At 73.6% G+C, this 4,893-nt stretch carries 5 protein-coding genes; 4 read left to right on the top strand and 1 reads right to left on the bottom strand.

Annotated features, from left to right (window positions below):
- The 4 genes from ACFV4N_RS39780 to ACFV4N_RS39765 all read left to right on the top strand — a co-directional run.
- The coding region (locus ACFV4N_RS39780) for a DUF5753 domain-containing protein (RefSeq protein ID WP_499677858.1) at positions 1–749 on the top strand (749 nt) is incomplete at its 5' end.
- A 21-nt stretch (positions 750–770) separates the two neighbouring features.
- Positions 771–977 carry a hypothetical protein gene (locus tag ACFV4N_RS39775; RefSeq protein WP_499677857.1) on the top strand — a complete coding sequence of 69 codons (207 nt, stop codon included), beginning with the start codon at positions 771–773 and terminating at the stop codon, positions 975–977.
- 366 nt (positions 978–1,343) lie between these two features.
- Positions 1,344–1,841 (top strand): hypothetical protein, encoded by a 498-nt coding sequence (locus ACFV4N_RS39770; RefSeq protein ID WP_499677856.1) that lies wholly within the window; start codon positions 1,344–1,346, stop codon positions 1,839–1,841.
- A 51-nt stretch (positions 1,842–1,892) separates the two neighbouring features.
- Entirely contained in the window at positions 1,893–2,210 is a 318-nt protein-coding gene (locus ACFV4N_RS39765; protein WP_499677855.1) for a hypothetical protein, read from the top strand.
- Between the two features lie 23 nt (positions 2,211–2,233).
- On the opposite strand, the gene ACFV4N_RS39760 is transcribed toward ACFV4N_RS39765, so the two are convergent.
- Entirely contained in the window at positions 2,234–4,600 is a 2,367-nt protein-coding gene (locus ACFV4N_RS39760) for a PEP/pyruvate-binding domain-containing protein (protein WP_499677854.1), read from the bottom strand.
- Between the last annotated feature and the right edge of the window lie 293 nt (positions 4,601–4,893).

Here is a 4,893-nt window from a genome sequence, read left to right as displayed (position 1 = left end):
CTCCGAAGGTCACCGAGGCCCTGGGTTGGTCGTTGGGCAAGTTGTCCAAGCTGGAGAAGGGGACTCGAGGCACCAGCGCGGTCGACATCGCCGCCCTGCTGGGCTTCTACGGGGCCGACAAGGCGGCTCGCGACCACGTCCTGAGCATCGCCGCCGAGCCCGACATTGGCAGCTTCCTGCGTCCACACCACCAGCGGCCCGACAGCCTGGTGGCGCTGTCGGTGCACGAGGAGATCGCGGAGACAATCACCGCCTACGACCCGGTCACCATTCCTGATCTGGCCCAGACCGAGGACTACACCCTGGCCCTGACCGGAGACCCCGACCTGGTCACCGCCCGTAGGAACCGCCAACGGCTCCTGCAACGCCAGTCCGGCCCGCGAGTGGTGTTCTACGTCCACGAGATGGCGTTGCGCCTGACCGTCGACGACCCGACGGTCAGGCGTGATCAACTGCTGCACCTGCTGCTGATGTGCGAATGGCCCCACACCACCCTGCGCGTCATCCCACTGGCCGCCGGGCTCCACGCTCACCTGCGGCACCCCTGCACCCTGCTGACCTTCGAAGCCCCGACCAAGCCCCTGGCCTATACCGAGACCGACGTCGCCACCGCCTTCTACGACGACCCCGAAGCGGTAGCGGCCTACCGGCGGAAGATGCGCCATCTCGACACCGTGGCCCTGGACGCGGAGCAGACCCGGCGGAAGCTGTCCTGGTGGACCGGCCTCTACGACCGCAAAGCCGCCTGACCCCGCCACCAGGAGACGGCCATGCCCCACACCATCCGGCTGCGCACCGAACCCTTCACCAAAGCCATGAGGCTCGCCGGCTTCCACTCCGACTACGCCCTCGCCCGAGCCATGGACCTCAACCGCTCCACCGTCACCCGCGTCCTCACCGGCCAACTCCACCCCGGCCCCGCCTTCACCGACCTGTTCGACACCACCCACACCAACCCGAAACCCCGACAACCATGATCAGCGTCCTCCCCCTCCACCTGGACGAAGACGCCCTGCGCCTGCTGCGGGAATGCGCTGTCACAGCGTCCGCGCTCCCGCCGACCTCACTCGCCGTCGCCCGGGCTTTCCGCCGACCGGTCCCGGCTCGCCGAACACCAGGCGCTGCTGAGCCGGGCGTGCCGCGTGTCCGGTGACCACCGCACTGCGGACAGGCACCTCAACCGAGCCCTGGCCACCGCTCTCCGCACCGGCGAGAGCACCGTCCGACACGTGCGCGAACTCGCCGACGGCACGCGAGGATTCCCGCCACCCGTCCCCTGAACGGCCGCAGTCGAACTCGCGATTCCCGCGATGGCGCCCGCACCCCGGCGGTACCGTCCGATCATGTCCGATGAAGGGCTGGTCGACGTGAACCCGGTGGGGCGCGGGTCGAACCTGTTCTGGCGGTTGCTCAGCCTGGCCTTCGTGCTCACCGGTCCGGTGATCGCGGCGTTCGGCTACCGCGAGGCCGGTGACGAGTCGCTGCAGTTCTACGTGGGCATCGGTTTGTCGTTGCTGCTGGTGCCGGTGGGGATCGGTGCTTGGCGCGCCGTCACCCGGGCGCGGAAGCGGCTGCTGCGGCTCGACGCCGTGGGGCTGCCCGCGGTCGGCGAGGTCCTCACGGCCAGGAACGACGGCGGCGAGATCACGAAGGTGATCCTCACCGTGCGGATCAGCGGGCCGGACGTTCCCCCGTTCAGGGCGACCCTCACCACCGATCCCGGGCCGAACACCAAGCCGGGTGGCAGGCTGACCGTCCTGGTCGACCCGGACGACGGGACGTTCCTCGTCCGCGACTTCGAGGACGCGAACTTCATCTCCGAACTGTCCGACGACGGCTGACCGCGGCCCCCTGGGTTCCTGCCGCGTCGCGTTGTCCGGCACAGTGCTCCCATGAGCGCGCTCACCTTCGACCACGGCGACACGCTGATCATCGTGGACGACCGGGTACTGGAAGTGTTCCGGCGGGGTGTCGAGGGTTCCCACCGGATCCCGCTCGCGTGGCTCGGTGCGTGGCTCGACACCGGCAAGCCCGGACGGACGCGGATCGTGATCGGTGCGCGGACCACCGCGGGAGGGCCGGTCTACTCCGAACAGCCGCAGCAGCTCTCCGCGGTCTGGCGCCTGCCGGTGGAGGACGAGGGAGCGTTGGCGCGGTACCGGGCGTTCTTCGCCGAGGTCGCCGCCCTCGCGGGCCGTCCCCCGTCGTAAGCGCGCCGGGCGCGCGCCCGAGGTCAGAGCACCGCCACCGCGCCGCGGCCCCCGTCCACGCGGACGCGGTCGCCCGTCCGGATCCGAACCGTGGCGTCACCGCAGCCCACCACGGCCGGGATGCCCAGTTCGCGGGCGACGATGGCGGCGTGCGACAGGGGCGCGCCCACGTCGGTCACCACGGCCGCGGCGCGCGGGAACAGCGGGGTCCAGCCGATGTTGGTCACCGTGGTCACCAGGACCTCCCCCGGCGCCAGGGCGTCGCCGTCGGCCACGTCGAGGATCACCCGCGCCACGCCCTCGACCACGCCGGCCGCGCCGGGGAAGCCCGAGATCCCACCGGTCGGGGCGGCGACGACGACCGGCGCGAACACGTCGAGGCGGCGGTTCGGGTCGGCCGCCCACGCCTCCGGGTCGAACGGGCCCCGGATCAGGGTCGGGTAGGGCGGCAGCGCGCGGTAGCGCTCGTAGGCGGCGCGGCGCGCGGGCACCCGCGCGAGCGGGGCGGTGTCGCCGTCCAGGACGCGCAGGGTCTCCCCGATCGACAGGAAGAACACGTCGTCGCCGTGGCCGGTGACCTCGCCCGCCCGCACCAGGAACGCCCGCAGCATGGCGAACGCCCGCGCGAACTCCGACCGGGCCCGTTCCCGCTCGCGGGCCAGTTCGGCCAGGCGGTCGACCTGTTGGCGCAGCCGGGCGGCCTTGCGCGGGTTGGCCGCGTGCAGCCTGGCCCACGCGGCGTCGCGCGCCTCCGCCTGCCTGGCCAGCAGCTCCTCCGGGTCGACGTCCGGGCCGGCGAGCTGCCGGTCGAGCCACGTCGGGTCCTCGGACGGGCGCGGGGCGGAGACCTCGAACTCGTCGGCGAACCGGTGGCCGTGCTCCCGCGCGTAGTCCTCGCGGGTGATCTCGCCGCGCCGCAGCCGCGCCAGGCCGAGCACCGGGCCGAGGCTGGCCAGCTCGCTCCCAGTACCGTGCGCGCCGGTCAGCAGCGTCGTGGCGTCGTCCTCCCCGACCAGCGCGACCAGCTTCCGGCGGACCTTCGTGCCGGACCTGGGGCCGTTGCGGGCTCCCGTGTCGTAGACCTTCGCGTGCACGTGCAGCAGTTCGTCCACATCGGAGTCCCACAGGGCGCGCAGCTCGGCGGGCGTGCCGGCGGCGCGGAAGGCGGCGGTCAGGCGTTCGGCGGTGGCGGGCGCGGCGGCGAGCAGGTCGTCGACGCGCGCCCGGAACTCGCGGCCCTGCCTGGCGAAGACCAGTCCGGCGCGGATCGCGGCGCGCAGCACCGCCAGGCGCGGCAGGGGCAGCGGCGGGACCTCGACCTCGGGCGGGATGCGGCCGAAGACCTGCTCGGACACGCGGCGCGCCACCCGGCCCAGGCCCAGCGCCGAGGCGACGCCCAGGGCGGCGCTGAGGTTGAGGTAGAACCGGCCGCCGATGTTGCCCGAGGTGGGGTGCCCGCCGATCGGCGGCTGCGCGAGGGCCTGGGCGAACGACCAGGTGGCGGGCGTCATCACGCTGGGCACGGCCTCGCGCAGGTTCGCGCACGTCCACAGGTGGTCGCCGCGCAGGCTGTCGTTCCACACCTCCGGCAGGGCGGTGATCGGGCGGGCCTGGAGCACCGCGACCCGGCCGTCGCACAGGGCCCACTCGACGTCGACCGGGACGCCGTGGAGGTCCTGGACCCGCGCGCCGAGGGCGGCCAGCTCGCGCACCCGGGACTCGGGCAGCAGGTCGCCGCCGAGCCGCACCTCGCCGTCGACCACCACGTGCTGCTCGGGCGTGACGGAGCCGCCGACCAGCGCCTCGCCCAGGCCGGGCGCGGCGTTGACGACCGTCTCGGCGCGCGAGCCGGTCACCGGGTTGGCGGTGAACAGCACGCCGGAGACCTCGGCGGGCACCATCCGCTGGACCACCACGGCCAGGGCCGCGTCGGTGACGCCGTTGCGGGCCCGGTACTCGATGGCCCGCGCGGTCCACAGCGACGCCCAGCAGCGCCTGACCGCGTCCAGCACGTCCTCGCCGGCCACGTCGAGGAACGTGTCGTGCTGCCCGGCGAACGACAGGTCGGGCAGGTCCTCGGCCGTCGCGGAGGAGCGCACGGCCAGCGGTCCGGGCGGCAGGGCGGCGCGGACGGCGTCCGCCACGTCCGCCGGAACTTCGTGCCCGGCGAACGCGGCGGCGATCGCGCCGGCCGGGTCCTCGTGCCGCAGCAGGCCCGGGAGGTCCAGGTCCGCGGTGAACCGGCGGTAGGCGTGGGTGGTCAGGTGGAAGCCGGCGGGCACGGGCAGCCCCGCCGCGGCGTGCCGCGCCAGCGAGGCGCCCTTGCCGCCGACGGTGTCCAGGTCCGCGGCGGGGTCGGCGAGCGGCAGGACCAGGGGGGCGGTTCCCATCGGCCGATCGTGGCACACACCGCCTTTTCCCGCGTGCGTTTCCCACCAGGGGCGGAAAGGGTTTCCGAGATCGCCTGGTCCGGCGCGGACTGCTGTAGCGATTCCTCGCCGGGATCACCCGTTCACCGCCGAATTCGGGAGGTCCTGGCCACCGCGCGGAACACGTGGGCGAACGAACCGGGATCGCCGTCGACCCGAACCGCTGCCCGAACAGCAGACCGCCAGCTCCAGGACCGTCGCCGCCGCGGCCGACCAGGCCGCAGCGGCGAACCCGGACGAGGTGAACGCCAGGC

Source organism: Actinosynnema sp. NPDC059797, assembly GCF_042732085.1.
GTDB lineage: Bacteria > Actinomycetota > Actinomycetes > Mycobacteriales > Pseudonocardiaceae > Actinosynnema.
This window is presented reverse-complemented; position numbering and strand designations above follow the sequence as displayed.